At 58.3% G+C, this 25,374-nt stretch carries 25 protein-coding genes, 2 tRNA genes and 1 other RNA gene; 15 read left to right on the top strand and 13 right to left on the bottom strand.

Features of this window, described 5'->3' with window-relative positions:
• Positions 1 to 79: 79 nt before the first annotated feature.
• The 8 genes from L3X40_RS10540 to L3X40_RS10505 all read right to left on the bottom strand — a co-directional run bounded on the left by L3X40_RS10540 (position 80) and on the right by L3X40_RS10505 (position 7,959).
• The gene (locus tag L3X40_RS10540; RefSeq protein WP_237365603.1) at positions 80 to 895 is read right to left on the bottom strand and encodes an inositol monophosphatase family protein; all 816 of its coding nucleotides are present in this window, start codon (positions 893 to 895) and stop codon (positions 80 to 82) included.
• Positions 896 to 1,005: 110 nt separating this feature from the next.
• Positions 1,006 to 1,569, bottom strand: a complete 564-nt coding sequence (efp, locus tag L3X40_RS10535; protein ID WP_237365602.1) for an elongation factor P — start codon at positions 1,567 to 1,569, stop codon at positions 1,006 to 1,008.
• A gap of 48 nt (positions 1,570 to 1,617) precedes the next feature.
• Entirely contained in the window at positions 1,618 to 2,334 is a 717-nt protein-coding gene (thiE, locus tag L3X40_RS10530; RefSeq protein ID WP_237365601.1) for a thiamine phosphate synthase, read from the bottom strand.
• Positions 2,335 to 2,461: 127 nt separating this feature from the next.
• Positions 2,462 to 3,358 (bottom strand): fructose bisphosphate aldolase, encoded by an 897-nt coding sequence (locus L3X40_RS10525; RefSeq protein WP_237365600.1) that lies wholly within the window; start codon positions 3,356 to 3,358, stop codon positions 2,462 to 2,464.
• Between the two features lie 60 nt (positions 3,359 to 3,418).
• Complete coding sequence (locus L3X40_RS10520; RefSeq protein ID WP_237365639.1) at positions 3,419 to 4,576, bottom strand: phosphoglycerate kinase; 1,158 nt, start codon at positions 4,574 to 4,576, stop codon at positions 3,419 to 3,421.
• 47 nt (positions 4,577 to 4,623) lie between these two features.
• A complete protein-coding gene (gene gap, locus L3X40_RS10515) occupies positions 4,624 to 5,634 on the bottom strand; it encodes a type I glyceraldehyde-3-phosphate dehydrogenase (protein ID WP_237365599.1) in 1,011 nt (336 codons plus the stop codon).
• Between the two features lie 13 nt (positions 5,635 to 5,647).
• Entirely contained in the window at positions 5,648 to 7,615 is a 1,968-nt protein-coding gene (gene tkt, locus L3X40_RS10510; RefSeq protein ID WP_237365598.1) for a transketolase, read from the bottom strand.
• A 155-nt stretch (positions 7,616 to 7,770) separates the two neighbouring features.
• Positions 7,771 to 7,959 carry a hypothetical protein gene (locus L3X40_RS10505; protein WP_237365597.1) on the bottom strand — a complete coding sequence of 63 codons (189 nt, stop codon included), beginning with the start codon at positions 7,957 to 7,959 and terminating at the stop codon, positions 7,771 to 7,773.
• Here L3X40_RS10505 and L3X40_RS10500 point away from each other — a divergent pair.
• From L3X40_RS10500 to L3X40_RS10480, 5 genes are all read left to right on the top strand, one after another.
• Positions 7,958 to 8,293, top strand: coding sequence for a cell division protein ZapA (locus tag L3X40_RS10500; RefSeq protein ID WP_237365596.1), 336 nt, complete (start codon positions 7,958 to 7,960; stop codon positions 8,291 to 8,293). The genes L3X40_RS10505 and L3X40_RS10500 overlap by 2 nt on opposite strands.
• A gap of 11 nt (positions 8,294 to 8,304) precedes the next feature.
• A non-coding RNA gene (gene ssrS, locus L3X40_RS10495) (6S RNA) lies at positions 8,305 to 8,460 on the top strand.
• Between the two features lie 102 nt (positions 8,461 to 8,562).
• Positions 8,563 to 9,285 carry a cation diffusion facilitator family transporter gene (locus tag L3X40_RS10490; protein WP_237365595.1) on the top strand — a complete coding sequence of 241 codons (723 nt, stop codon included), beginning with the start codon at positions 8,563 to 8,565 and terminating at the stop codon, positions 9,283 to 9,285.
• Positions 9,286 to 9,607: 322 nt separating this feature from the next.
• The gene (locus tag L3X40_RS10485) at positions 9,608 to 10,186 is read left to right on the top strand and encodes a 5-formyltetrahydrofolate cyclo-ligase (protein ID WP_237365594.1); all 579 of its coding nucleotides are present in this window, start codon (positions 9,608 to 9,610) and stop codon (positions 10,184 to 10,186) included.
• A complete protein-coding gene (locus L3X40_RS10480; protein WP_237365593.1) occupies positions 10,183 to 10,392 on the top strand; it encodes a DUF2842 domain-containing protein in 210 nt (69 codons plus the stop codon). Before L3X40_RS10485 ends, L3X40_RS10480 begins: the two co-directional genes overlap by 4 nt.
• Here L3X40_RS10480 and L3X40_RS10475 read toward each other — a convergent pair.
• Positions 10,381 to 10,457 (bottom strand) — tRNA-Asp (locus tag L3X40_RS10475). The genes L3X40_RS10480 and L3X40_RS10475 overlap by 12 nt on opposite strands.
• A gap of 44 nt (positions 10,458 to 10,501) precedes the next feature.
• On the bottom strand, positions 10,502 to 11,656 hold the full coding sequence (locus L3X40_RS10470; protein ID WP_237365592.1) for an AI-2E family transporter: 1,155 nt from the start codon (positions 11,654 to 11,656) through the stop codon (positions 10,502 to 10,504).
• A gap of 151 nt (positions 11,657 to 11,807) precedes the next feature.
• Between L3X40_RS10470 and L3X40_RS10465 the strand changes: the two genes are divergently transcribed.
• Positions 11,808 to 13,289, top strand: a complete 1,482-nt coding sequence (locus L3X40_RS10465; protein WP_237365591.1) for an FGGY family carbohydrate kinase — start codon at positions 11,808 to 11,810, stop codon at positions 13,287 to 13,289.
• Between the two features lie 5 nt (positions 13,290 to 13,294).
• On the opposite strand, the gene mutL is transcribed toward L3X40_RS10465, so the two are convergent.
• Positions 13,295 to 15,061, bottom strand: a complete 1,767-nt coding sequence (mutL, locus tag L3X40_RS10460) for a DNA mismatch repair endonuclease MutL (protein WP_237365590.1) — start codon at positions 15,059 to 15,061, stop codon at positions 13,295 to 13,297.
• 151 nt (positions 15,062 to 15,212) lie between these two features.
• Between mutL and L3X40_RS10455 the strand changes: the two genes are divergently transcribed.
• The 7 genes from L3X40_RS10455 to L3X40_RS10425 all read left to right on the top strand — a co-directional run bounded on the left by L3X40_RS10455 (position 15,213) and on the right by L3X40_RS10425 (position 21,564).
• Positions 15,213 to 16,253, top strand: coding sequence for a rod shape-determining protein (locus L3X40_RS10455; RefSeq protein WP_237365589.1), 1,041 nt, complete (start codon positions 15,213 to 15,215; stop codon positions 16,251 to 16,253).
• A 15-nt stretch (positions 16,254 to 16,268) separates the two neighbouring features.
• Positions 16,269 to 17,183, top strand: a complete 915-nt coding sequence (gene mreC / locus L3X40_RS10450) for a rod shape-determining protein MreC (protein WP_237365588.1) — start codon at positions 16,269 to 16,271, stop codon at positions 17,181 to 17,183.
• Positions 17,183 to 17,692: a rod shape-determining protein MreD gene (gene mreD / locus L3X40_RS10445; RefSeq protein WP_237365587.1), complete on the top strand. Its 510-nt coding sequence runs from the start codon at positions 17,183 to 17,185 to the stop codon at positions 17,690 to 17,692. Before mreC ends, mreD begins: the two co-directional genes overlap by 1 nt.
• Positions 17,692 to 19,689 carry a penicillin-binding protein 2 gene (gene mrdA / locus L3X40_RS10440; RefSeq protein ID WP_237365586.1) on the top strand — a complete coding sequence of 666 codons (1,998 nt, stop codon included), beginning with the start codon at positions 17,692 to 17,694 and terminating at the stop codon, positions 19,687 to 19,689. The genes mreD and mrdA overlap by 1 nt, the downstream gene beginning before the upstream one ends.
• Positions 19,686 to 20,801, top strand: coding sequence for a rod shape-determining protein RodA (rodA, locus tag L3X40_RS10435; RefSeq protein WP_237365585.1), 1,116 nt, complete (start codon positions 19,686 to 19,688; stop codon positions 20,799 to 20,801). The genes mrdA and rodA overlap by 4 nt, the downstream gene beginning before the upstream one ends.
• A gap of 125 nt (positions 20,802 to 20,926) precedes the next feature.
• Positions 20,927 to 21,002: transfer RNA gene (locus L3X40_RS10430), tRNA-Lys, on the top strand.
• Positions 21,003 to 21,135: 133 nt separating this feature from the next.
• Complete coding sequence (locus L3X40_RS10425; protein WP_272907942.1) at positions 21,136 to 21,564, top strand: very short patch repair endonuclease; 429 nt, start codon at positions 21,136 to 21,138, stop codon at positions 21,562 to 21,564.
• Here L3X40_RS10425 and L3X40_RS10420 read toward each other — a convergent pair.
• Complete coding sequence (locus tag L3X40_RS10420; protein ID WP_237365583.1) at positions 21,515 to 22,777, bottom strand: DNA cytosine methyltransferase; 1,263 nt, start codon at positions 22,775 to 22,777, stop codon at positions 21,515 to 21,517. The two genes, L3X40_RS10425 and L3X40_RS10420, sit on opposite strands and share 50 nt — an antisense overlap.
• Positions 22,774 to 22,962, bottom strand: a complete 189-nt coding sequence (locus tag L3X40_RS10415; RefSeq protein WP_237365582.1) for a MerR family transcriptional regulator — start codon at positions 22,960 to 22,962, stop codon at positions 22,774 to 22,776. Before L3X40_RS10415 ends, L3X40_RS10420 begins: the two co-directional genes overlap by 4 nt.
• 208 nt (positions 22,963 to 23,170) lie before the next feature.
• On the opposite strand from L3X40_RS10415, the gene L3X40_RS10410 reads away from it, so the two are divergent.
• Positions 23,171 to 23,404 carry a hypothetical protein gene (locus L3X40_RS10410; protein WP_237365581.1) on the top strand — a complete coding sequence of 78 codons (234 nt, stop codon included), beginning with the start codon at positions 23,171 to 23,173 and terminating at the stop codon, positions 23,402 to 23,404.
• A 15-nt stretch (positions 23,405 to 23,419) separates the two neighbouring features.
• On the top strand, positions 23,420 to 25,374 hold a 1,955-nt coding region (locus L3X40_RS10405), incomplete at its 3' end, for a hypothetical protein (RefSeq protein ID WP_237365580.1).

Raw genomic sequence — 25,374 nt, 5'->3', positions numbered from 1 at the left:
GCGCGCTTTTAGGCAGATGAGCCACGAGGGGCAAGCCTGCCGCAGTGCAAAAAATGCGGAATATCGTGTATAGCTGCTTCTATCGCAAAGCCGAGGCAACAAGCTTGTGGAGTTTGCTGTGGATTACGTCATTCCCGGCAATAAATTCGCGCCGTTCGATACAGCGGTCACCGCCCCGGAAATCGGTCACGAACCCGCCTGCTTCTCGCACAAGCAACATACCCGCCGCCACGTCCCAGGGCGACAGGTCGCTTTCCCAGAATCCATCATACCGACCCGCCGCGACATGGGCGAGATCGAGAGAAGCCGCGCCGAAACGCCGGACGCCAGCAACTTCAGGAGCAACAGCACCAAAAATCCGCGTCCATTGCGACAAATCACCATGGCCCAGATAGGGAATGCCGGTCGCAATCAGCGAATCTGCCAGATCGCGGCGGGCAGACACTCTTAGACGCCGGTCCTGCTGCCAGGCCCCGCGATTTTTTTCCGCCCAATAGCTTTCATCGGTCAACGGCTGATAGACAAGGCCGGTCGTGATTTCGCCCCAGCCGCCGCCAAGCTTTGGTTCCTGCACACCAATGGAGATGGCGAAATGCGGGACGCCGTGCAGAAAATTGCTTGTGCCATCGAGCGGATCGATGATCCAGCGCGGCTTATCGGGATCACCCACGATCTCACCGCCCTCTTCCATCAGGAACCCCCAGTCGGGTCGGGCTTTCAGGAGTTCATCGTACAGGGTGCGCTCGGCACGCTGATCGGCCATAGACACAAAATCCGCCGGTCCCTTGCGGGAAACCTGCAGATGCTGAACCTCGCCAAAGTCGCGGCGCAGGCGTGGGGCGGCCTTGCGCGCGGCGCGTTCCATGACGGTGAGAAGGCCTGAATGGGATACCATATTAATCTCCCCCCTCCCGCTTGCGGGAGGGGTTGGGAGGGAATGTTACAGGAGAGCCATCCAACAGGCCCTCCCCTTGATCCCCTCCCGCAAGCGGAAGGGGAGACGGATCACTCCGCGCGCTTCACATATTCGCGTTCGTAGACATCGACCACGATTCTGGTGCCCGTTGTGATGTGCGGGGGAACCATGACACGCACGCCGTTATCGAGGATCGCGGGCTTGTATGATGCAGACGCTGTCTGCCCCTTCACAACCGCATCGGCTTCCACCACCGTTGCTTCGATGGTTTCGGGAAGCTGCACCGAAATCGGGCGTTCGTCGTACATTTCCAGCGTCACATCCATGCCGTCCTGCAAAAATGCCGCGGCATCGCCCAGCATGTCGAGCGGCAGGTTGATCTGCTCATAAGTATCCTTGTCCATGAAGACGAGCATGTCGCCTTCCGCATAAAGATACTGAAAATCCTTTGTATCGAGCCGGATGCGCTCAACCGTTTCGGCGGAACGAAAGCGCACATTATTCTTGCGTCCGTCGATCAGGTTTTTCAGCTCCACCTGCATATAGGCGCCGCCCTTGCCCGGCTGGGTATGCTGAATCTTCACGGCGCGCCACAGGCCGCCTTCATATTCGATATTATTGCCGGGACGAATGTCCACGCCGCTGATCTTCATCGCGCATCTCGCTTTTCAAGGATGTTAAAGAGCCGTTGGGCTGCGCCTCTATCCTTTAGGCGCGCGAGTGGCAAGGGGGAGGACCGCCCCAAAAGCCCGAACACCGGCAGCCGCCCCTTCTTCATGGTTCCACACCGCGCTGCTGACGGCGATGAAATCTGCCCCTGCATCGACCAGCGGCTTTGCATTGTCCGCCGTGATCCCGCCAATCGCCACGCAGGGGAGGCCGAACACGGTAGTCCACCATGAGAGAATCGACGGATCGGGGCGATGCGTGGTTTCCTTTGTCGTCGTGGGATAGAAAGCCCCGAAAGCCACATAATCGGCGCCCGCTTCGCCCGCTTCCATGGCGAGATGGCGGCTGTCATGACAGGTGACACCGATTTGCGCCGAAGGACCAAGCAGTTTTCGCGCCTCGCGCGCGTCGCCATCCCCCTGCCCCAGATGTACGCCATCCGCGCCGCATTCCTGGGCCAGGTCCATCCTGTCGTTGAGGATGAAAGCCACATCGCGCACGGCGCAGATGGGGATCAGCGTTTCGGCAGCCTTTAAAATGGCCTCGTCAGAGACGCCCTTGAGGCGCAACTGAAACGCCGCGACTTTCCCAGCATCCAGCGCCGCCGCCAACTTGTCCGCGAAAACAGCGTCAATGACAGGCGGCGAAATCAGGTAAAGCTGACAGGCGGGCCGCCGGTCCTTCGTGTCGAACCGCGTGGCGAAAGATGGGTCGAGCGGGATGTCATCGTCAAGGATTTCAGAGGTCATTGTGCCCGACTACCCTTTTCGTCATTCCCGCGAAAGCGGGAATCCATCTCCCTATGCGACGTTTCTGGATAAGGCCAAAGGAGATGGATTCCCGCTTTCGCGGGGATGACGAAATAATAATTATTCCTCAGGCGACCTTTTTCGTCGAAGCGGTGTAGATTTCGTCGATCGCGGCACCCAGTGACTCGTCAAACGCGGCGGCGCTCATCTGATGGCGCAGATCCTGCAGCAAGGCCCGGCTGAAGCTGGCGATCATGCCGCGATTCTTTGCAAGCTCCACGCAGGCCTCCGGACGACTATATCCGCCTGAGAGCGCGACCACCCGCAGCACGCGAGGATGATCCACCAATGGTCCAAACAGGCCAGCTTTGGCGGGGATCGAAAGCTTCAGCATCACCTTGTCATCGCCCGGCATCGCGTCAAGCGCCTTCAACAATTCTTCGAGCAGTATCTGATCGGCATCGGCCCGTTCCGGGCTTTTGATGTTCACTTCCGGTTCGAGGATAGGCATCAGACCGGCGGCAAGAACCTGTCTGCCAACTTCGAATTGTTGCTTCACGATTGCGGCAATGCCCTCACGATTGGCGAGATTGATGACCGACCGTTCCTTTGTGCCGAACATGCCCAGCCCCTTGGCCCGCCTCAGCAGCACATCGAGATCAGGCATCGGCTTCATGAGCTGAACGCCATTTTCCTCCGCTTCCAGTCCCTTGTCGATCTTGATGAAGGGAACCACGCCGCGTTCTTTCAGGAGAGCGGGAACAGGCTTGCCGTCCGCCTGGCCGTCCATGGTGCGTTCGAACAGGATTGCCCCGATCACCTTTTCGCCTGTGAAAACCGGCGAAGTGATGATCCGCGAACGCATCTGGTGGATCAGGCCGAACATTTCCTCCTCGGAGGACCATGCATCATCTTCAATGCCATAGCCTTTCAAGGCCTTGGGCGTCGAACCTCCGCTTTGGTCGAGCGCAGCGATAAAGCCGTTACCGCCTGCAATCTTGTTCATCATGTCCTGTTCGCGCATCTGTACACACCCTTTTGCTGTATTCGCATCGCCTCCCGACGACGGAAGTAAATAAAATTATCAGCCCATAAGCGCTTTGACGCCAGGAAGTTCCTTACCTTCCATCCATTCAAGAAAAGCGCCGCCTGCGGTGGACACAAAGCTGAAATCGCCTGCGACACCGGCATGGTTCAATGCCGCAACGGTATCGCCACCGCCCGCTACAGAAACAAGCGAACCTTCGCGGGTCAGTGCCGCGGCGGTTTTGGCGAGCGCTACGGTCGCTGCGTCGAAGGGCGGAATTTCAAACGCACCCATGGGACCATTCCACACCAGCGTCCTGCATATCTTCAACACGTCGGCCAGCGCCTCCACGGCAGCGGGACCGACGTCCAGGATCATTTCATCAGCGGCCACTTCGTGGACGTTGACTGTGCGGGTCGGCGGGTTGGCGGCGAACTCTTTCGCCACCACTACGTCATAGGGCAGATGTACGGTGCAATTCGCCGCAGCCGCAGCCTCAAGGATTGCCTCGGCAGTGTCCGTCAGATCATGTTCGCACAGCGACTTGCCGACGTCCACACCGCGCGCGGCGAGGAAAGTGTTGGCCATGCCGCCGCCAATGATCAGATGATCGACCTTGGTCACAAGATGCGTCAGCACGTCCAGCTTGGACGAGACTTTGGCGCCGCCAACAACCGCCGCGACGGGATGTTCGGGTGCTCCCAGCGCTTTTTGAAGGGCATCGAGTTCTGCCTCCATGGCGCGACCGGCAAAGGCGGGAAGCACATGGGCAATGCCCTCGGTAGAGGCATGGGCACGATGTGCAGCGGAAAAGGCGTCGTTGACATACAGATCGCCAACCGCCGCAAAGCGCTTCACCACTGCCGGATCGTTTTTTTCTTCACCACCGAAGAAGCGGGTATTTTCCAGCACGGCAATGTCGCCAGGCCGAAGTGTCGCCACCGCCTCCTTGTCGCCTTCCCAGTCAATATACCGCACGGGCCTGCCAAGCACCTGTGAAAGCGGTTCGGCAATTTGCGCGAGCGAAAATTCGGGAGTCGGTGCCTTGGGCCGACCGAAATGCGACAGGACAAGCACCTTCGCACCCCGGTCGGACAGTTCATTAATAGTGGGAACGGCTGCGCGGAGACGGGTATCGTCGCTCACCACGCCATCCTTCATCGGCACATTCAGATCTTCGCGGACGAGCACGGCCTTACCGACAATGTCGCCCATATCATCAAGTGTTTTGAATGACTTCACAGCCGTTTCTTCATCCCTACTTAAAGAAGGCCAGCAACCACATTGGTCGTATCGACCATGCGGTTGGAGAAGCCCCATTCATTGTCATACCAGCTGAGCACGCGCACCAGCTTGCCGTCGATCACCGCCGTTTCCAGGCTGTCTACCGTAGAGCTGGCCGGCCAGTGATTGAAGTCGATGGATACCAGCGGCTCGTCGGTATAGGCGAGCACACCCTTGAGCGGGCCGGATTCCGACGCGGCCTTCAGGAAGCCATTCACTTCCTCAATAGTCGTGTCGCGTTTGGGCGTGAAGGTCAGGTCAACCACCGATACGTTCGGCGTGGGCACGCGAATAGACGATCCATCGAGCTTGCCTTTAAGTTCGGGCAGCACTTCGCCCACGGCGCGGGCGGCGCCGGTGGTGGTCGGGATCATCGACATGGCGGCAGCGCGTGCGCGGCGTTTGTCGGGATGAATCTGATCCAGGATCTTCTGATCGTTGGTATAGGCGTGGATCGTGGTCATCAGGCCGCGCTCAATGCCGATCGTGTCATTCAAAACCTTGGCAATGGGCGCAAGGCAGTTGGTCGTGCAGCTTGCGTTCGAAATGACGATGTCGTCGGCGGTCAGGTCGCCATGGTTGACGCCAAAAACAACCGTGCGGTCGACGCCCTTGGCCGGAGCCGAAATGACCACCCGCTTTGCGCCTGCTGTCAGATGCTTGCCTGCTGAAGCCTTGTCAGCAAAAAAGCCGGTGCATTCGAGCGCGATGTCAACGCCGTTGGCCGCATGGGGCAGATTGGCCGGATCGCGCTCGGCGGTCACGATGATGCGCTTGCCATTGATGATGATGTCGTTGCCGTCAACTTCCACCGAACCGGGGAATGGACCGTGAACGCTGTCCCGCTTGAACAGCAGGGCGTTGGATTTGGCATCGGCCAGGTCATTGATGCTGACCAGTTCCAGATCGTGATCGGTACGTTCCAATATTGCGCGGGCCACAAGGCGGCCGATCCGGCCAAAACCGTTGATCGCAACTTTAACTGCCATCTCTTATTGCTCCTTATTGTCCAAGCGCCGAAACTATCTGTGGCGCAATCTTTGCGGCCGTGAGGCCAAAATAGTCGAACAGTGCTTCCGCCGGGGCGGATGCACCAAAACTGTCAATGCCGAAGCTGATGCCGTCAGGCCCGACATAGCGTTCCCAGCCAAAGGTCACGCCCGCTTCGATCGATACCTTCAATGCATCGGCGGGCAGCAGGTCGGCCTTATAGGCCGCGCTCTGTGCGTCGAACAGCGACCAGCACGGCATGGAAACGACGTCCGCGCCGATTCCCTTTTCCTCCAGCGCGGCGGCCACGTCGCATGCGGTTTCTACTTCTGATCCGCTGGCAAGCAACACCACGCGGCGCGGGGCGGTTGCCGCACGCAGACGGTAGGCTCCTTTAGCGCAGAGATTGTCGCTTTTTTCCAGCCGAAGCTGCGGCAAATTCTGGCGGGTCAGCGCCAGCAATCCCGGCCCGTCCTGCCGTTGCAGCGCCAGTTCCCAGCATTCAGCGGTTTCGACCGTATCGGCAGGACGATAGACGTCGAGGTTCGGAATCATCCGCAGGCTCATGACATGCTCGACAGGTTGATGCGTCGGGCCGTCTTCGCCAAGCCCGATGCTGTCATGGGTCATGACATAAACAACGCGCGTCTTTTGCAAGGCAGAAAGCCGGATTGCAGGACGGCAATAATCGGAAAAAACCAGAAAAGTACCACCATAAGGAATAACGCCGCCGTGCAGCGCCATGCCGTTCATCGCGGCCGACATGCCAAATTCCCGGATGCCGTAATAGACATAGCGGCCCGAATAATCGTCCTTGGTGAAAGGCGTCGTGGTTTTCGTCTTGGTATTGTTGGAACCGGTCAGGTCGGCCGAACCGCCCATGGTTTCGGGCAGCAAGACGTTGATCGCTTCCAGCGCCATTTCGCTCGCCTTGCGGGTCGCGACCTTCTTCGGCTCGGCCAGCAATGTGTCGATATAATGGGTAAGCGAAAATCCGGCGGGCAGCTCACCCGCCATGCGACGCTGGAATTCCTCACCTTTTAAATGGTCTGCAAGCCGTCCCCGCCATGCTTCATGCGCAGCAACGGAACGCTCGCCTGCCCGCTTCCATTCAGCCGCGACCTCTTCGGGGATCATAAAAGGCTCATGCGGCCAGTCCAGATAATCACGAGCCGCAGCGATTTCCTCGGCGCCCAGCGGCGAACCGTGAACGCTGTGCGAACCGGCCTTGTTGGGCGCGCCAAAGCCAATGGTGGTGTCGCAGGCAACAAGCGAAGGCCGGGGATCGGCCACGGCTTCGTTCAATGCGCGACGCACATCGTCGGGACTGTGCCCGTCGCATGAAACGACGTGCCAGCCGCTTGCAGTGTAACGGGCGCGAATATCCTCACTGGTCGACAGGCTGGTGGCGCCATCGATGGTGATCTTGTTGTCGTCCCACAACACGATCAGGCGCCCAAGACCCATATGCCCGGCAAGGCCGATCGCCTCATGGTTGATGCCTTCCATCAGGCAGCCATCGCCTGCGATTACCCAGGTGCGATGATCGACCAGATCATCACCGAATGTCGCGTTGAGGTGCCGTTCGGCCATGGCCATGCCGACAGCAGTGGCAAGCCCCTGCCCCAGCGGTCCCGTGGTCGTTTCAACGCCAGCCAGTTCGAAATTTTCAGGATGCCCCGCACATGGGCTGTGCAGCTGACGAAAATTGCGGATGTCGTCCAGCGTCGGTCGGGCATAGCCGGTCAGGTGCAGCAGCGAATAGATCAGCATTGATCCGTGACCTGCGGACAGCACGAAACGATCGCGGTCTGCCCAATGCGGCGTTTTCGGATCGAACTTCAGATATTCACGGAACAACACGGTGGCAACGTCCGCCATGCCCATCGGCATCCCCGGATGGCCGCTGTTTGCAGCTTGTACCGCATCCATCGACAGCGCCCGGATGGCATTGGCGAGTGTTTTTTCCGTGACGGTCATGTGGTGTCTGACTTCCTGATCTGTGAACGGCAAGAAACGGGCAGAGCCGAGTCGCTAAAAATCGCCTCCATTTGTCCGCTGGAACACAAGGCGTCAACCGCGCCGCGCAATAGGGTTTTTGCAAGACCCGCAAGCCATGCTATTCAGAGGCTATGTCAGACGACCGAATAATCATCGCCATTGGCCGTATAGAGCGCGCGCTTAGCCGCATTGAGTCGCTTCAACCCCCTTCTGATGGCGCACTTAGAGCCATGGAAGAAAAACATACGCAATTGCGAAACGAAACCAGCGCCGCCCTGGCCGATCTCAATCAGCTGATCGGACGCATTCAGGAGGGCAATCATGGCTGATATTTCCCTGAACGTCGGCGGACGGCAATATGATATTACCTGCCGCGACGGCGACGAACCGCGGCTGGAACAACTGGCCGAGATGATCGATGCCAAGGTGCAGGACGCTCGCCACTCGATTCCGGGCATCAATGAAGTGCGGCAATTGCTGTTCGCCGCATTGTTTCTGGCAGACGAACTCAACGACATAAAAGCGGCGGAGGAAACGAGCGAACGACCAGTTTCCGCGCCGGCGACAGACCCGCGTCTGGCCGATGCGCTCGAAAGTCTTGCCAACCGGGTGGAATCTCTTGCGTCAAGGCTTGCCGCAATGCCGGAGAACGCCTAGATTGGGGATGGCGGGCACTGCCTGGTACGAGCTTTAGCGAACATCCCTGAGGCGATATAACATCCTAGGGAGCTGTCCCTGCCCGGACCCTGGTCCGGATCACACGGCGCCCACCTGACGTGAAGGCGTCAGAGGATATTCCAGCAAACGGCCAATGCGGTCCCGCCACCCCTGCTGGGGGTTGGCGGGAGTGAGTCATTGCAGCTATTCGATCAAAGCAATGTGAATGACTTTCATGTTGCCATTTCCGGATAGGCGGGTCTTAGGGCGTGACGAGGCGAAGCAGCCCTACATTCATCGAAATCGACAGATGGCTCGCACCAGCAATTGCGGACATTCGGCATCACTGCCATATTGCCTGCATGGCCGACCAGTGTTGCTCCGCGAAAGGTAAGGAACTTGAGCTGCTTGCCAAGCAAGTGGATCAGCGGCGCGTGCTCGTGATCGTTCTGCTCATCAACGCCGTGATGTTCGTCGTGGAGTTCGGGGCAGGCATCGTTGCGGGCTCCACGGCCTTGATGGCGGACGCGACCGACATGCTCGGTGACGCACTCGTTTACGGGGTGAGCCTCTACGCGATCTCTCGCAGTAACCGCTGGAAGGCGGGCGCGGCGGCCTTCAAAGGAATGTTCATCCTGCTCCTTGGGTTGGGCATAGTTGTAAATGTTGCCGTGAAGTTGAGTAGCGGTGTCCCTCCCTCTTCGACCCTCATGCTCCTGTTTGGTGGAGCAGCCCTCGTCGCCAATCTTATTTGCCTGTCGTTGCTGTGGCGCTTCAGAAAACAGGACGTGAACATGGCGAGTACGTTCGAGTGCTCGCGCAACGACGTGATCGCGAACTGCGGCGTGCTGGTCGCCGCCGTAGCCGTCGCGGTGCTGTCGTCTCCGTGGCCTGACATTATTGTTGGTGTTGCGATGGCGGCCGTGGTGTTGCGTTCCGCCATCCGTGTCCTTGGGGATGCGCTGCCGCAGCTTAGGCCGGAACGCGCTTAGGTCTGCTTTCCTAGCTTTTCTGCTGTTCCCCGATCAGCCAAGCCTCGATAAACTGACGGTCCGGAATCAGAAGGTTAGTTGCGGTACGGCAATGGCAGAAATGTTGCGCGGAAACAGGCATTTCCTTAACAATCGTCATCCCAGCGAAGGCTGGGATCCATCTCTTTATCCACAAGCGATGATTTCCAGAGAATAGAGACATGGATCCCAGCCTTCGCTGGGATGACGGATGATTGGTGGGATGACGGATAATCAATGGTTCAATGGAGCCATTCCACCTACCCCATTGCGAATAGCGCCACGAGCGCGATACTCATCCCTCATGGAAACGCCTTCGAAACAGCAAATCCGTCAGGACGCCCGCCGCCGCCGGTCGTGCTTTGTCGAATCGCTGCCGCCCGTTGCGCTGCGGCTTGCCTTTCACGCGCCGCCCGCGCCGTTGATGCGGCTGATCGCGCCTGCTTCCTGCGTTGCGCTTTATATGCCGGTGGGCAGCGAGGCGCCTGCCGATAATTTTGCCGCGCCACTGGCGGATGCCGGGAAATCGCTGTGCCTGCCATGCATAGAAGACAATATGAAGGATATGCTGTTCCGGCAATGGACGCCCGGCGAAGAGCTGGTGCTTGGCCAGATGGGGGTCAGCGAACCGCCGCCCACCGGGCCGGCTGTCATTCCCGATGCGATCTTTGCGCCGTTGGTGGCGTTCGACCGCGCTCTCAATCGGTTGGGTCAGGGCGGCGGCCATTATGACCGGGTGTTCGTCCGCTTTTCCCATGCGCTGCGCATCGGCATCGCATGGTCGGCGCAGGAGCGGGACGATCTTGTGCTTGACCCGTGGGACGTGCCGCTGCACGCCATTGTCACCGAACGGGAATATATGGAAGGACAAACGGACCAATGAACCCAAGCTGGCGTAAACCCGCGGGTATGTTCCTGATATTGGGGATCATCGCCGTGTGGGCGGTGATCGTGGCCAGCATGGTGCACTATATTTCCATGCTGCCCGGCATCGTGCAGATGGTCGTTTACGCGGTGGCGGGGATCGTCTGGATCTTGCCGCTAAAGCCACTTCTCGCCTGGATGGAAACAGGGAAATGGCGCGAGTGACGGGACTTGAACCCGCGACCTCCGGCGTGACAGGCCGGCGCTCTAACCAACTGAGCTACACCCGCGTTCTGCGGTGAGGAGGCGCAGTTAGAAGAGGCTGTCACCCCTGTCAACCATCCTGACTGCTCTTGACCGAATTATCTGAAAATTCCTCCCGCGGGCGAGGCATCAATGTGCCGTGTTCGAACAGGAATCCAGCGATGTCAGGCTTGCCCGCCGCCGCAATCACGGTTTGCAAGATGATGAGCAGCGGCACAGCCAGCAATGCACCGGGCGTTCCCCATACCCAGCCCCAGAAGCTGAGCGACACGAGGATCAGCAACGGATTCATGGTCAACCGCCGCCCCAGCACCAGCGGCGTGATGGCATTGGCCTCCACCACATGAAAGCTGACCTGAATGAGCGCAGGCAGCAATGCCAGCCAGACATCGTCGAATACCATCAACCCGCCAAGGCCCATCAACACCGCTGCCAATATGGGGCCGAAATAGGGAATGAAGTTGAACAGCGCGACAATACCGCCCCACATCAGCGGCGATGGCATGTCGATCAGATACAGCGCCAGCGCCACGGCAAGCCCCAGGCTTAGATTGATAACGGCGATGGTGGTGACATAGGCTGACGTCGCATCCACAACATTCTGGATCACGCGGGCAACGGTCAACGCCCCATCGAAGCTGCCCCGGCTGCTGATTGTCTGATTACGCAGGTTCGTCCAGCCTGCGAGAAAGAAATAGATCACCAATATTGCAAACAACATCTGGACAATGACGGATGGCGCCGATGTTGCCGCCAGTTCGAGGAGGGAACGCGGCGCTTCGACAGCCGCCGTTTGCGCGGCGGCAATCGTTCCACTTGCCAACATTTGCACGGTTTGATCAACAAAGCGTTGAAGTTGCGAATAAAAATCTATGATCGGAGCCAGATTGGATTGAATCTGTTCGATCCGGTCAGGCAAGGCGCTGAACCAATCGGTCGCAGGCACGATGATGAGCACCAGCGCGACATTGGCAACCATGAGAAAGGAAATCACCGCGATAAGCGCAGCCAGCTTCGATGGCACCCCGCGCCGCTCCATCCATTCCAGAAAGGGCACGAGGGCAATCGCTATCACCAGCGCGGCCGTCAACGGCAGGAAGAACGCCGATCCCGCCTTAAGCGCGAAAGGCAATGCCAGAACAAGCCCGACGCCCCCGATAAGTGCAAGCGCGGCCAATAGCCGATCCCTGCGGCGTTCCATTTCGGCCTGATCCCGTGTTCTCATTCCACACCGCCTGCTGGCGGCCCGCAAGACGCAGGCACGCATGGCAATGCAGATAGTCGTTCTCTCGTCCGGCGTAAATCGCCTGAGAGGGCTTTTGATGACAGTCTTTTTGGGCCTATGTTCGACAGCGGGAGAAGGAGAGCGGACACCAATGGAAAACCGGCTGATTCTGGTCATTGACGCGGGCACGACATCGACCCGCGCGTTGATATTCACGCGGGCCGGGCACTGCCTGGCCATGGCGCAGGAGGAAATCGACCAGCATTACCCCCAACCCGGCTGGGTAGAACATGACGCGGCCCAGATCTGGGATCGGACGCTTGCCTGTATCCAGACTGTTGTCGGACAGGTTGAAGACACCAGCCTGCTGTCCGCCATCGGCATCACCAACCAGCGTGAAACAGTGGTTTTCTGGGATCGGCGGACAGGAGAGCCGCTGGCCCCCGCCATCGTTTGGCAGGACCGGCGCACAGCCGACATATGCGCCCGGATGAAGGCAGCCGGGCATGAGGCCATGGTGACCAAAAAGACGGGGCTGTTGCTCGATCCCTATTTTTCGGCATCCAAGATCGCCTGGGCGCTGGAAAACTGGCCCGATCTGCGGGCTGCCGGGGATGCGTTGGCCGTGGGGACAGTCGAAAGCTATCTGATATTCCGGCTGACCGGCGGGCTGCATATCAGCGATGCCAGCAATGCGTCGCGAACCAGCCTGATGGACATAGAGCAGGGCTGTTGGGATGATGAACTACTGGCCCTGTTTGACGTCAAGCCGTCAACATTGCCACGGGTCGTGGACAATATCGGTCATCTTGCCACATGTGATCCGGCGCTGTTCGGACTGGCGCTGCCCATTTGCGGGCTTGCCGGGGACCAGCAGGCGGCCACCATCGGGCAAGGATGCCTTGAGCCGGGACAATGCAAGGCAACATATGGCACAGGCGCCTTCATCCTGTCGGTGACTGGAACGCAGCGGCGGCACAGCGCACATCGGTTGCTGTCGACGATTGGCTGGCAACAGGACGGCGTGCGGCATTATGCGCTGGAAGGATCGATCTTCGTCGCCGGCAGCCTGATCAAATGGTTGCGCGACACACTGGGCTTGATTGCAAGCGCTGCGGAAAGTGAGGCGTTGGCGCGAGAGGTCGAGGATAATGGAGGCGTCTATCTGGTCCCGGCCCATAGCGGTCTTGGCGCGCCCCATTGGAACCCGCATGCGCGCGGGCAGATTTCCGGGCTTGGCCTCGGATCGGCCAAAGCGCATATCGTGCGTGCCGCACTGGAAGCCATGGCCTATCAGACGCACGATCTGCAAGCCGCCTTTGCCGCCGATGGTGCGCCGTGGAGCGAATTGCGTATCGACGGCGGAATGAGCGTCAACGACTGGATGGCGCAGGATTTGGCCGATATCTTGCAAGTGCCCGTCATCCGTCCTGATTTCGTGGAAACTACCGCAAAAGGTGCGGCGATACTGGCGGCGGTGGGATGCGGGATGTACCCGTCCTTACGGGAGGCGGCGGCAGGAATGATTGGGCAATGCCGCACATTTGCCCCGGTAATAAGTACCAGTGACAGGAGCAACAGGTTGGCGGGCTGGCGGGCCGCATTGGCAGGCGTGTTGATGGGAAGGGAATGAAAGGCTTACTTCCGTCCGAACAATTTCTCTATGTCTCCATGACCCAATTTCACCCAGGTCGGGCGACCATGATTGCACTGCCCTGAATGCGGGGTGACTTCCATTTCGCGCAGAAGCGCGTTCATTTCGGCAACTGACAGCACCCGCCCTGCCCTGACCGACCCGTGGCATGCCATGGTGGCAGCGACGTGATCGAGCCGTTCTTTTAGCGATAGCGCCTCATCATAGGCGGTCAGTTCGTCGGCAAGGTCGGCGATCAGGCCCTTGACGTCCCCACTGCCCAGCATCGCAGGCGTGGCGCGGACCAGCATGGCAGCGGGACCGAAACGTTCCAGATCCAGCCCGAATTCAGTCAGTTCACCAATACGCGCTTCCAGCCGGTCACAGGCTGCTTCATCCAGTTCCACAACCTCAGGAAGGAGCAGCGCCTGTGATGCAACACCACTGCCATCCATGGCCCGGCGCATGCGTTCAAGGACAAGCCGTTCATGAGCTGCGTGCTGGTCAACGATCACCAGCCCGTCTTCGGCCTCTGCAACGATATAGGTTTTTGCGACCTGCCCGCGCGCAACGCCAAGGGGGAAGTTCTGACTTTCCGGCGGCGGTGCATAGGCGGGTTCGGCGCGGGCCTGCGGCGGCGGTGTGGTAAAAGTTGAACGATGATCCGCAACACCTTGATAATAAGGCTGTTCGGTAAAAATCGGCATGGCTCCGATGGGGGTTGGCGATGCCATCGGTTCCTGCTGCCAATTGCCCAGCGCGCCAGTGGAAGGGCGCTGGACGGACCGGAATCCCGCCTCATCCAGCGCGCGCTTCAGGCCGCTGACGATCATGCCGCGGATCATGCCGGGTTCGCGGAACCGCACTTCGGTCTTGGCCGGGTGGACGTTGACATCGACTTCACCGGGCGGCAGTTCGATGAACAGCGCCACTACCGGATGCCGGTCGCGCGCCAGCAGATCCGCATAGGCTCCACGCACCGCCCCCACGAGCAAGCGATCCTTCACCGGACGCCCGTTGACGAACAGAAACTGATGGTCGGCAACACCGCGATGATAGGTTGGCAGGCCCGCAACCCCGCTGACCTGTACGCCTTCACGCTCTAACGTCACGATGACGTGGTTGTCGGCCAATTCACGGTCGGTCAGGGCCGCAACCCGCGCCTCTCGGCTTTCACCCGGCTGAACCGCGATATTGCGACGTCCATCATGTTCCAATGTAAAGCCGATGTCAGGCCGTGCCATCGCAAGGCGACGGACGATGTCGGCGCAGGCGGCATATTCCGCCCGGGCGCTACGCAGGAATTTCCGGCGTGCGGGTACTTTTCCGAAAAGCTGTTCGACGCGGATGCGCGTGCCGGGCGGAATGGCGGCAGGCCCCTCCTCGACCAACAGGCCATTATCGACGATCCGGGTCCAGCCGTCGGCACCTGCCTGCCGGCTTTCGAGGCTGAGGCGTGCCACACTGCCGATGGAGGGCAAGGCTTCCCCGCGAAAGCCCAGCGTCACGACATTTTCGATAGCGTCATCGGGCAATTTCGAGGTGGCGTGCCGTTCCAGCGCAAGGACCATATCGGACGACGACATGCCGCAACCATCGTCGCTGACCTCGATCATATCGAGTCCGCCCGAAACGAGACGCACATGGATTCGCGCCGCACCGGCATCAATGGCGTTTTCAACCAATTCTTTCAGCGCACTGGCAGGCCTTTCAACCACTTCGCCAGCGGCAATGCGATTGACCAGATGTTCGGGCAGGCGACGTATTGACATATGCACGTCACTAGCCCAAGCGAACGCATTCCGCGACCCGCTGCCTGAACATTTATGCAATACCTATTTGGCCGGCTTTGCGCCCGCGGGAATGAGGGACTATAGCGTAACGGCCCCGCCCATGGGCTGAACCGGCTGGACAGGAAAACAGATGATTTTTTCACGATTTTTCAAATTTTCCTCGCACGATATGGCGATCGATCTCGGCACCGCGAACACCGTCGTCTATGTGCGCGGCAAGGGAATCGTGCTGAACGAGCCGTCCGTCGTAGCCATTGAAACCATCAACGGCGTCAAGCGGGTGAAAGCCGTTGGCGACGACGCCAAACTGATGATGGGCAAGACACCCGCTTCCATCGAAGCGATTCGTCCTCTGCGCGACGGCGTTATTGCCGACATCGACATCGCCGAGCAGATGATCAAGCACTTCATTCACAAAGTGCATGGTCATCGCCGTTTCCCGAGTTGGCCCGAAATCGTGATCTGTGTGCCCAGTGGCTCCACCTCGGTTGAACGCCGCGCGATTCGCGATGCCGCCAGCAATGCCGGCGCAAGCCAGGTGTTCCTGATCGAAGAACCCATGGCCGCTGCAATCGGTGCCGACATGCCGGTCACTGAACCCATCGGTTCGATGGTCGTGGACATTGGCGGCGGCACGACGGAGGTGGCGGTGCTCTCGCTGCGGGGGCTTGCCTACACCACATCGGTCCGCGTGGGTGGGGACAAGATGGATGAAGCCATTGTTTCCTATGTGCGCCGCCACCACAACCTGCTGATCGGTGAAGCCACCGCCGAACGGATCAAGAAGGAATATGGCGTAGCGCAAACGCCGCCGGACGGCGTAGGCGAAACCATCCATATCAAGGGCCGGGACCTCGTGAACGGCGTGCCCAAGGAAATCACCATCAACCAAGGCCAGATCGCCGAAGCATTGTCCGAACCCATCGGCACGATAGTCGAAGGCGTGCGGATCGCGCTGGAAAACACCGCGCCGGAACTCGCCGCCGATATTGTCGATCAGGGCATTGTCCTGACCGGCGGCGGGGCGTTGCTGAAAGGGCTGGATGAAGAATTGCGCGATGAGACCGGATTGCCCGTTACGATTGCCGACGATCCACTGACCTGCGTTGCCATCGGAACAGGACGCGCGTTGGAAGATCCAATGTTCCGCGGCGTACTGCAAACGGCCTGACGGGGGAAAGCGCACATGGCGCCGCCCCCCAGCCGGCGCCCCGGTCATAACCGCAAGGCGCAATACGGACTGTTCGTGAGCTATGTGATAGCGGTCGCGGGGGCGCTGCTTGGTCTATTGCTCATCATCATCTCGGTCATCGATCCCACAGGCTTTGCAGTTATCCGGAACAGTGCGGCAGAGATTACCCGTCCCGTTTCCGCAACCTTGCGAACTCTGGTCAGCGGCATCGGCAGCGCCGACGAACAGATATTGGCCTATGTGCGGGCGGGATCGCAAAATGCCGCATTGCGACGCCAGGTCGATGCGAATCGCACACGGATCATTGAGGCCGCGGCGATTGAGCAGGAGAACCGCCAGCTTAAAAGGTTGCTGAAACTGACCGAATCGGAAAATGACAAAACGATTGCGGCGCATATGATCAGTTCAACTGCCAGCAGCACGCGCCGCTTTGCGCGATTGAGCGCTGGCCGCCGACAAGGCGTGATGCCGGGCCAACCGGTGCGGGCGGGCGAAGGCCTTATCGGACGAATTTACGAGGCCGGACCCAATACCGCCAATATCCTGCTTCTGACCGATCCTGAAAACATTGTGCCGATACGCCGCGCGCGAGACAATGTTGCGGGCATATCAACTGGCAGAGGCGACGGATCGGTAGAAATCAGGCCCATAAGCATGGCGAAGAACCCGTTCAGACCGGGCGACACCATGGTCACATCGGGAACAGGCGGATTGTACCGGCCCAACATTCCGGTAGCGATTATCTTGCGTATCGATGGCGACACCGCGATTGCAATTCCGCTCGCCAACCCTGCAAGAGTGGATACGGTCATTGTGCAGCAAATCTTTCAGCCCAGTATCATGGGCGATGTTGAAGACCCGTTGAATGAAGCAGATTTGCGGAACCAGTCGGGGCAAACCGAACCGTAATGCCACGCTCCCGCTCCACCATCGCGGAAGATCGATCGCGCTTGCGAACGCAAGGAACGCCTGTTGTCACGGTGATGCTGGGATCGGCGACGACGATATTGCCCCTGATTGCCGTTACGCCGACCATGCCGCCCTTTGGTCTGCTCATACTGTTGGCCTGGCGCCTGTTGCGCCCCGAACTGTGGCCGGTGTGGATTGCGGTGCCGCTTGGCTTGTTCGATGACATCATGAGCGGGCAGCCGTTAGGCAGCGCCATGTTCCTGTGGACGGTAACGCTGGTCGGCATTGAGATGCTGAGCAATAAACTTTTATGGCGGGATTACTGGCAGGACTGGCTAATTGCCGCTGTTTCGATTAGCTTTTGTCTGTTGGGTGGATTTTACTTTGCCCGCCTTTTGACGGGCGGAGGCTCGATCTTGGTTGTTTTGCCACAAATTGCTTTATCGATTTTGCTATTTCCCACCGCAGTACGGTTGTGCGCTTTGATCGACCGGTGGCGATTGCCCTGATGCCGGATTCCAACCGTATCGGTGGCCAGGGGCGTACCGCAACCGAAGCCAGTCAGTCCTTCACCTTTACCCGTCGCGCCATGGTATTGGGTGCAATGCAGGGCGGGATCGGTGTGTTGCTTGCCGCACGCATGACGTGGATCAGCGTCGCGGAAAACGAACATTATCAGCTCCTGTCCGAAAGCAATCGGGTCAACCTGACGCTTATCCCCCCGCGACGGGGCTGGATCATCGACCGTCATGGCAAGCCGCTGGCCAATAATCGCACCGATTTTCGCGTCGACATCATTCCCGATCGTCTGCACAATAAGGATGCGACGATCGCTTCGTTGGCCAACCTGCTCTCGCTCGACCCGGACGAAGTGGAGCGGATCAAGTCAGATCTGGATAAATCCGCTGGATTCCAGCCGGTGCAGGTGGCGGACAAGCTCGATTATGCGCAATATGCGGCGGTTTCCGTCCGCTTACCCGAACTGCCCGGAGTTGCGCCAGCCCGTGGATTCTCTCGCAATTACCCGGCGGGCGCTGCTGTCGGCCACCTGATTGGCTATGTTGGCACCGCGTCGGCCGAAGATTATGAGAAGAACAAGAATCCGCTGCTCATCACCCCCGGGTTCAAAGTCGGCAAGGATGGACTGGAGCGCGCCTTTGACAAGGAACTGACCGGCAAGCCAGGCGCCAAGCGCGTGGAGGTGACGGCACGCGGCAAGGTGGTGCGCGAACTGACGACCCGCCCTGACACGCCTGGCGATGTCGTCAAGCTCACCATTGATGCTGATCTACAAGCCTATGCTGCGCGCAGGCTGGGCCCGGAGTCCGGTTCGGTGGTCGTGGTGGACTGCCTGACGGGTGACACGCTGGCACTGGCGTCCATGCCGAGTTTCGATCCCAACAGCTTTTCGGACGGCATCAGCCATGCCGAATGGAACATGCTGGCGCAGGATGACCATGTTCCTCTGCGGAACAAGACGTTGCAGGGCCTTTACCCACCAGGATCGACGGTCAAGCCCATGGTTGCCCTGTCATTCCTGGAGGCGGGACTGGACCCCAATGCGACAACCGTCTGCACGGGCGCCTTGCGGGTAGGTAACGGGCTCTTCCACTGCTGGAAGCGCGGCGGGCATGGCACCGTCAACATGGCGAAGGGTATTTATCAGAGCTGCGACGTCTATTTTTATCATTTCGCCCAGCAGATCGGTATGCAGCAGATCGCCAGCATGGCGCGCCGCCTGGGATTGGGGCAGGAGTATCCCCTGCCCTTCCCTTCCCAGAGCTATGGCACCGTACCTGATCCCCGGTGGAAGATGAAGAAATACGGCACGTCATGGGAACGCTACGACACCGTAAACGCCACCATTGGCCAGGGCTATATGCTGGCCAATCCGACGCAGCTTGCGATCATGGCAGCGCGGATCGCATCGGGCCTGGAATTGATGCCGCGTTTTGTCCTGGACAAAAATCAGCCACGACCTCGCTCGCTGGGAATTTCGCCTGAACATCTGGATTATGTCCATCAGGCGATGAGCGATGTGGTAAACGGTCCCGGCACCGCCGGTCGCGCGCGCCTCCCCATTCCCGACATATTGATGGCCGGCAAGACCGGTACGGCGCAGGTGCGGCGTATTACCATGGCGGAACGGCGTGCCGGCGTACGGTCAAATCTCAGTCTCCCGTGGCAATTTCGCGACCATGGCCTGTTCATCTGCTATGCGCCGTTCGATAATCCGCGTTATGCCGCATCGGTGGTGATTGAACATGGCGGAGGATCAAGCGCCGCCTATCCCGTGGCGCGCGATGTGCTCACCTTCCTCTATGACCGGGAAAAGGCGATGGCCATGCTGGAACCGCTGGAAAAGGCCTGGGGCGGCACAATAAAAGAACGCATGGCCGTCAAGATGCAGCAATATAAGGCAAAGATCGCGATGGAGGAGGCGATCAAGCGCGGCGAAATCATATTGCCCCTGGAAAATGCCGTGGGCGAAGCAGGCACCCAATGACCCCGCTTGTCCCCGACGCAGTCGCCCGCCTTCCCTGGCGGTTACTGTTCCTGATCACAGCCATCGCCAGCTTTGGACTTATCGTACTTTACAGTGCGGCCGGGGGAAGTTTTACGCCATGGGCAGCGGCGCAAAGCCTGCGTTTCTGCGTCTTCATGGTCATGGCCATCATCGTGTCGCGCTTGCCGGTCAACATATTCAAACAACTTTCTTTTCCAATCTACGCCGGGATTTGCATATTGCTGGTCCTCGTCGAACTAATCGGCGCGGTGGGTGGCGGCAGCCAGCGATGGCTGAACCTGGGCTTCATGCAATTGCAGCCATCGGAGCTGATGAAACCAGCCATCGTTCTGGCGGTCGCGCGCTTCTATTCATTGCTGCCGGCCGGAGAAATACGCAAATGGACCGCCATCTGGCCGACACTGGTGCTGATCGGCATTCCGGCGAGCCTGATCCTGATTCAACCCGACCTTGGCACAGCGACGACCGTCGTTGTCGGGGGCGTGACAGTGGCATTCCTCGCGGGATTGCCACTGCGCCTGTTCATCGGATCGGGATTGGCAGGCGCAGCGATTGTGCCCCTCGCCTTCAGCTTTCTGCATGATTATCAGCAAAAACGCATTCTGATTTTCATGGACCCGGAGAGCGATCCGCTGGGTGCCGGGTATCATATCAGCCAGTCAAAAATCGCGATTGGTTCGGGTGGTATATTCGGCAAAGGCTTCCTCAACGGCACGCAGAGCCACCTCAATTACCTGCCCGAAGGTCATACCGACTTCGTCTTTGCCACCATGGCCGAAGAATGGGGGCTGGTCGGCGGCGTGGCATTGATCTTCGCCTTCATGCTGCTGCTACGCTGGGGCATCAAAGTGGCCCTGCGCAGCCAGGATAAATTCTCGCGCTTGGCCGCAGGTGGCCTGACGACCACAATCTTCTTCTATATCGCGGTCAACCTGATGATGGTCATGGGCCTTGCCCCCGTCGTGGGCATTCCATTGCCGCTCATGTCTTATGGAGGATCATCGATGCTGACAATCATGCTGTGCATCGGCATGATCATGGCAATCGACCGCCAACAGCAAAAAAGGGGCGGCGGACTGTATCAGAATTAGCATCTGGTGATTCCAAGGATTGAAAATTGCCGCATTTCATCGTTGCATGACCGAAAAACCCATGCTAACCGCCCCTCCTGACACGATGATTTCATGCTTCAACGCAATGAATTCCCGGCATCAGTGGACGCATAGCTCAGTTGGTAGAGCAGCTGACTCTTAATCAGCGGGTCCTAGGTTCGAGCCCTAGTGCGTCCACCACTTTTCAATAACTTAGATGTGATTTGCGATGTGGGTCCGCGCACGGGGCATCAATGGGGCATCAGATTCCGTCTAGCGCCATCAAATGCGCACCCGTTATCCTATTGGAAAAATGCGTTAAGCTCCCAGCGACATGGCAGACTCGCTTTCCGTTGAAGACCGAAGCAGATTGATGAGCCGCGTGCGGAGGAAGAATACCGCGCTAGAACTGGCCGTCAGGCGGGCGCTTCATGCCGCTGGCTATCGCTATCGCATCCACCGGAAGGACCTCACTGGCCGTCCTGACATCGTATTGCCGCGCTATCGTACTGTGGTGTTTGTGCATGGTTGCTTTTGGCACGGACACTCATGCAGACGTGGAAAATTGCCTCAGACAAACGAGACCTTTTGGGCAGATAAGATCGCCCGCAACCGCCAACGGGATGATGACGTAAGCAGTGCTCTGGAAAAGGACGGGTGGGAAGTGGTGACGGTTTGGCAATGCGACTTGACCGCAGGAATCAGCGAGTTGCTTAGCGGCCTTGACCGCGTGCGCGCGGCTGCTCGACTTGCAACGACGTAACCGCATAACCTGCAAAAAATTCGGCCAATTTAGGGGGCACCGCATTCCCTATCATTCGAGCGACTGGATCAACGCCATCGAGCGGATAGAACACATAATCATCAGAGAACGACTGCAAGATGGCAGCCTCGCGAAGCGAAATTCCACGATGCTGTTCGGTGTCGAAATGCCCAAACCGCCCATTTGAGATGCTGTGGCACTTTGTCGTAATGGTCGGCGATGGACGGTCCGGATGCATCCGCGTGTAAACGTCGGTGAAGCAGCGTGCTTTCAGACGCTCGTTCACCCGGCGATGGCAGGCAAGAGACAAGTCACCATGCTCTGTATCAGCCATGTAGCTGTTGGACTCGCCCGGCTTTGCTGAGCTGATCCGTTGAAGATTGAGTTCGGACAAAGACCGCGTCCGGTGATTGGGAATCTCATCGTTGAACTCACCGGCACCAATTGACGGGAGGTGCCCGATAGCTTCGGCGACGCTGACGGTACGCGAATCTGGATCGTAGTCCGGGACGAGCAATTCAGTTTGCAACACGTCTGCAAACCGCTCTGGCCTCACCATGTCGCTGCGGACCGCGACAAGTATGGACCGCTTACGGAATTGCGGCACACCGAATTTGGAGGTGCAGACGACCTTTGAGCCAGTCACATAGCCGAGGTCGGCGAGAGTCGCGCGAAACTCATCCCAAATGCCGCCATATCGCGCATCTTTGATCCCAGCCACGTTCTCCGAAAGAACCATTTCCGGCTTAAATCGGGCAACAAACTTCGCAGCTTCCAGCAATAAATTGCTGTCCCGTTCGCGGCCACGCTTTCGCTTATCGCTGAGTTCCTTCTTCGATAGGCGCGTGAATGGCTGACAAGGTGCGCAAATCGCAAACAGGACGGGAACGTCCTTTGCCTTGCTTTTGTAATAATCCAGCAGGCCATCGATTCTTTCGATCAACTCCGCTTGCTGCCCCGAAGGATATGCCTCCGTTGCGGGAAAGATATCCATATCGAGGAAGCGAACCGGGGCATAATCGACGGATTCGTTGATGTTGTTTTCAACGTAGGTCTTTTCGCAGCGGGAATCTTTGTCGATACCAGCAATTACATATCCGCCAGCATCGATGAGCCCACGAGTCGTCCCCCCTGCACCGCAGAAAAAATCGAGCGCAATGAATCTGGCTTTTCCAACTTCTGCGGGTGAAACTTTGGAGGTAGCGGCGGTCACAATCCGGCCACCTGTTGCTTGATAGATTCAACGTCGTTCTGGTTGAAAATACGCCAACCGTTACGGTCGCGTTTGGCAGGGTCACTGGCCCGCCCTTCGCGAAACCATCGCAAAAGCGTTTGCTTGGAAACGCCTAGTTTCTCAGCAGCTTGCTGGGTTCCGAAGTGAGGCGTGCCGTCATCCATGACTATATTTAAGTATAGTCAAGTCGGCCTTTCGGCAACTAGTTTATATACGCGTATATGGGCCGCTTTCGTTTATCTTTGCGGGGGGATTCCAGTCGCCCATGAGCGCAGCCTTCCCTGCCAGCCAAGTCTCGAACAATTATCCTTGCAGGCCCGTATATTTCCGATATATACGCGTTCATACCCCATATATTGAAAGGATACGGACATGGCTCGCACAGAGGATAGGGAAAAGTTCAAGAAGCTGGCTAGCAGTCGGGTTTCAAGCGCCCTGAAGGCCATCCAGCTCATCGGAAATCTCTCGAATCGTTCCAACTACGACTACTTGGACGACGATGTAGCGAAGATCTTTAAGGCGCTACAGGACGAGCTTTCCGCCTGCCGCAAGCGTTTTGAGCTTGCCTCTAAGAAGCAAGCATCCGCCCTGTTTACGCTCGATTGATTAGAAGGAAAACCAATGGCCTTTGATAGCAAAAGCACATGTCTTGCCCTTCTGCGTGCAGAATCGGAGGCCGACGTTCAAGCCATCATCGATGCGACGCCCGAAATGGCAGATCCCAACAATTGGGCGTTGCTCGATGATCGTGAGACCAACTTCAATGTGGTGTCCAACCAAGCATCAGACGGCGGCAAGGCGCTTACTGAGTTGATGACCAACATGGTTGATGCCGTCTTGACCCGGCATGCCTACCAGAAGGGCATTGATCCAAGAGGAAAGTCCGCGCCGACCCCGCAAAATATGTATGATGCCGTGCGCACTCTGGTTGCGCCGTCACTTCACGGCGGGAAATTGAGCGCGCTTGATCCGAAAGACCCTTGGCTCAAGGATTTTGCCATCAAAAATCTTGTGATCGGCGTTACCGGCTCGCGTCGGCAAGCCGACGGGCTTCCGTGCTACACATTCATCGATAACGGCGAAGGGCAACGCGCAGAGGATTTCACAAGCACGTTTCTTTCGCTCAGCGCGGGCAACAAGAAGTCGATCCCCTTCGTGCAAGGCAAATACAACATGGGATCATCCGGCGTGCTGCGCTATTGCGGCGAACGCTGGTTCAAGCTGATCGTGTCGCGCCGCTATGACGGCAAAGCGCCATGGGCGTGGACGATCATGCGACAGCGCCCCGACACCTCGGACATGATGCCGGTCGTGCAGTTCTTCACCTTGCCGGATGGTGCCATTCCCAGCTTCGACATGGATTATCTCTATCCGCTGAAAACGACGGCCGGAAACACCTATGACGGCGTGTTGCTGGAGACCGGCACCGTGGTCAAACTCTACGATTACAATGTGGGGCGTAGTTTTCTGAGCTTTCGCGGTGCACGTGAAGCACTCAACGAAAATCTCGTCGAGACGATTTTGCCGTTCCGCATTCTCGATCTTCGCCAAACGCCCGATAAGAAGCGGACAGGAGACCGCGCGCTCGGCGTCGATGCGCGCTCATTCTACGGCATGGAGTTTTTGTTGCTCCGCTCCCACAAGGAAACGGAGCTGGACGATGAGGATGACGTTGCGGCGGATGGTGACCAACCGATCTTCGTTGGCAGTCAGCAAGACCCCGAACTTGGGGAAATTGTGGTTTCCGCAATTCCGTTGAAATCGTCGGACCATCAACCGCAATGGTTGAAGGGGAGCAAGTTTCGCGTCTTCCACGCGGTAAACGGACAAGTGCAATATAAGGAGACGCGCGGTTATCTCGCGCAAACCTGTAAGCTGCCCGCCTTGAAAGATCGCGTTGTCGTGGTGGTTGATGCGAGCGGACTTACGTTCAAAGCGCACAACGCCATTTGGAAGGGCGACCGCGAGAATGTGAGCAACACGACCTGGGGCGAGCGTTATCGCAGTCTTGTCACCTCCATCATTCGGGATTCCGAGCCACTCCGCACGCTCCAAAACAAGATCGCGCAGCAAGAATTGGAGAATGCCACCAAGGCCCAGAACAATACATTGTTCGAGCGTCTACTGAAGCAGGATCGCAATCTCGCGGCTTTGCTGACCGGCAAGGTTCCTGAAATCAAAATGCCCGCCTCAGGCGGCAAAGATGGTGGCGAGGCGGGAACCGGAAAGCTTAACCTGCGTCACAACCCTACCTTCGTGCGGTTTGAGGAAAAGCCAATCAAAGTTGGATTGGAGATTCCGATCAATCGCACGAGGCCGGTCGCGTGTCGCACTGATGTCGAAAATGACTATTTGCGCCGCCCTGTCCATCGCGGCGAGATCATCTTGCCTGATGAAATCGCAGAAAAATTCTCTGTGCGCGAGCAGTTGAGCGACGGTCGGCTCACGCTGTTTTTCAATCCCGTAAATGGACGCGTGAATGTTGGCGACGTTTTCAATCTTAGACCCAATGACTGCCGGGAGCCATTTTGGCTCCGATCTGCGTTGCTCGCCTGGGGGTCAGAGCAAAGGAGATA

Source organism: Rhizorhapis sp. SPR117, from assembly GCF_021742065.1.
The sequence above is the reverse complement of the archived record's forward strand: the minus strand, read 5'-3'. Positions and strand labels throughout refer to the sequence as shown.

Bases quoted from the DNA above. Each gene is read 5' to 3' on its own strand.
- L3X40_RS10540 (WP_237365603.1), bottom strand. From the start codon at position 895: ATGGTATCCCATTCAGGCCTTCTCACCGTCATGGAACGCGCCGCGCGC.
- efp (WP_237365602.1), bottom strand. From the start codon at position 1,569: ATGAAGATCAGCGGCGTGGACATTCGTCCCGGCAATAATATCGAATAT.
- thiE (WP_237365601.1), bottom strand. From the start codon at position 2,334: ATGACCTCTGAAATCCTTGACGATGACATCCCGCTCGACCCATCTTTC.
- L3X40_RS10525 (WP_237365600.1), bottom strand. From the start codon at position 3,358: ATGCGCGAACAGGACATGATGAACAAGATTGCAGGCGGTAACGGCTTT.
- L3X40_RS10520 (WP_237365639.1), bottom strand. From the start codon at position 4,576: ATGGGCGACATTGTCGGTAAGGCCGTGCTCGTCCGCGAAGATCTGAAT.
- gap (WP_237365599.1), bottom strand. From the start codon at position 5,634: ATGGCAGTTAAAGTTGCGATCAACGGTTTTGGCCGGATCGGCCGCCTT.
- tkt (WP_237365598.1), bottom strand. From the start codon at position 7,615: ATGACCGTCACGGAAAAAACACTCGCCAATGCCATCCGGGCGCTGTCG.
- L3X40_RS10500 (WP_237365596.1), top strand. From the start codon at position 7,958: ATGGCTGATATTTCCCTGAACGTCGGCGGACGGCAATATGATATTACC.
- L3X40_RS10505 (WP_237365597.1), bottom strand. From the start codon at position 7,959: ATGATTGCCCTCCTGAATGCGTCCGATCAGCTGATTGAGATCGGCCAG.
- L3X40_RS10485 (WP_237365594.1), top strand. From the start codon at position 9,608: ATGGAAACGCCTTCGAAACAGCAAATCCGTCAGGACGCCCGCCGCCGC.
- L3X40_RS10480 (WP_237365593.1), top strand. From the start codon at position 10,183: ATGAACCCAAGCTGGCGTAAACCCGCGGGTATGTTCCTGATATTGGGG.
- L3X40_RS10470 (WP_237365592.1), bottom strand. From the start codon at position 11,656: ATGAGAACACGGGATCAGGCCGAAATGGAACGCCGCAGGGATCGGCTA.
- L3X40_RS10465 (WP_237365591.1), top strand. From the start codon at position 11,808: ATGGAAAACCGGCTGATTCTGGTCATTGACGCGGGCACGACATCGACC.
- mutL (WP_237365590.1), bottom strand. From the start codon at position 15,061: ATGTCAATACGTCGCCTGCCCGAACATCTGGTCAATCGCATTGCCGCT.
- L3X40_RS10455 (WP_237365589.1), top strand. From the start codon at position 15,213: ATGATTTTTTCACGATTTTTCAAATTTTCCTCGCACGATATGGCGATC.
- mreC (WP_237365588.1), top strand. From the start codon at position 16,269: ATGGCGCCGCCCCCCAGCCGGCGCCCCGGTCATAACCGCAAGGCGCAA.
- mreD (WP_237365587.1), top strand. From the start codon at position 17,183: ATGCCACGCTCCCGCTCCACCATCGCGGAAGATCGATCGCGCTTGCGA.
- mrdA (WP_237365586.1), top strand. From the start codon at position 17,692: ATGCCGGATTCCAACCGTATCGGTGGCCAGGGGCGTACCGCAACCGAA.
- rodA (WP_237365585.1), top strand. From the start codon at position 19,686: ATGACCCCGCTTGTCCCCGACGCAGTCGCCCGCCTTCCCTGGCGGTTA.
- L3X40_RS10425 (WP_272907942.1), top strand. From the start codon at position 21,136: ATGGCAGACTCGCTTTCCGTTGAAGACCGAAGCAGATTGATGAGCCGC.
- L3X40_RS10415 (WP_237365582.1), bottom strand. From the start codon at position 22,962: ATGGATGACGGCACGCCTCACTTCGGAACCCAGCAAGCTGCTGAGAAA.
- L3X40_RS10410 (WP_237365581.1), top strand. From the start codon at position 23,171: ATGGCTCGCACAGAGGATAGGGAAAAGTTCAAGAAGCTGGCTAGCAGT.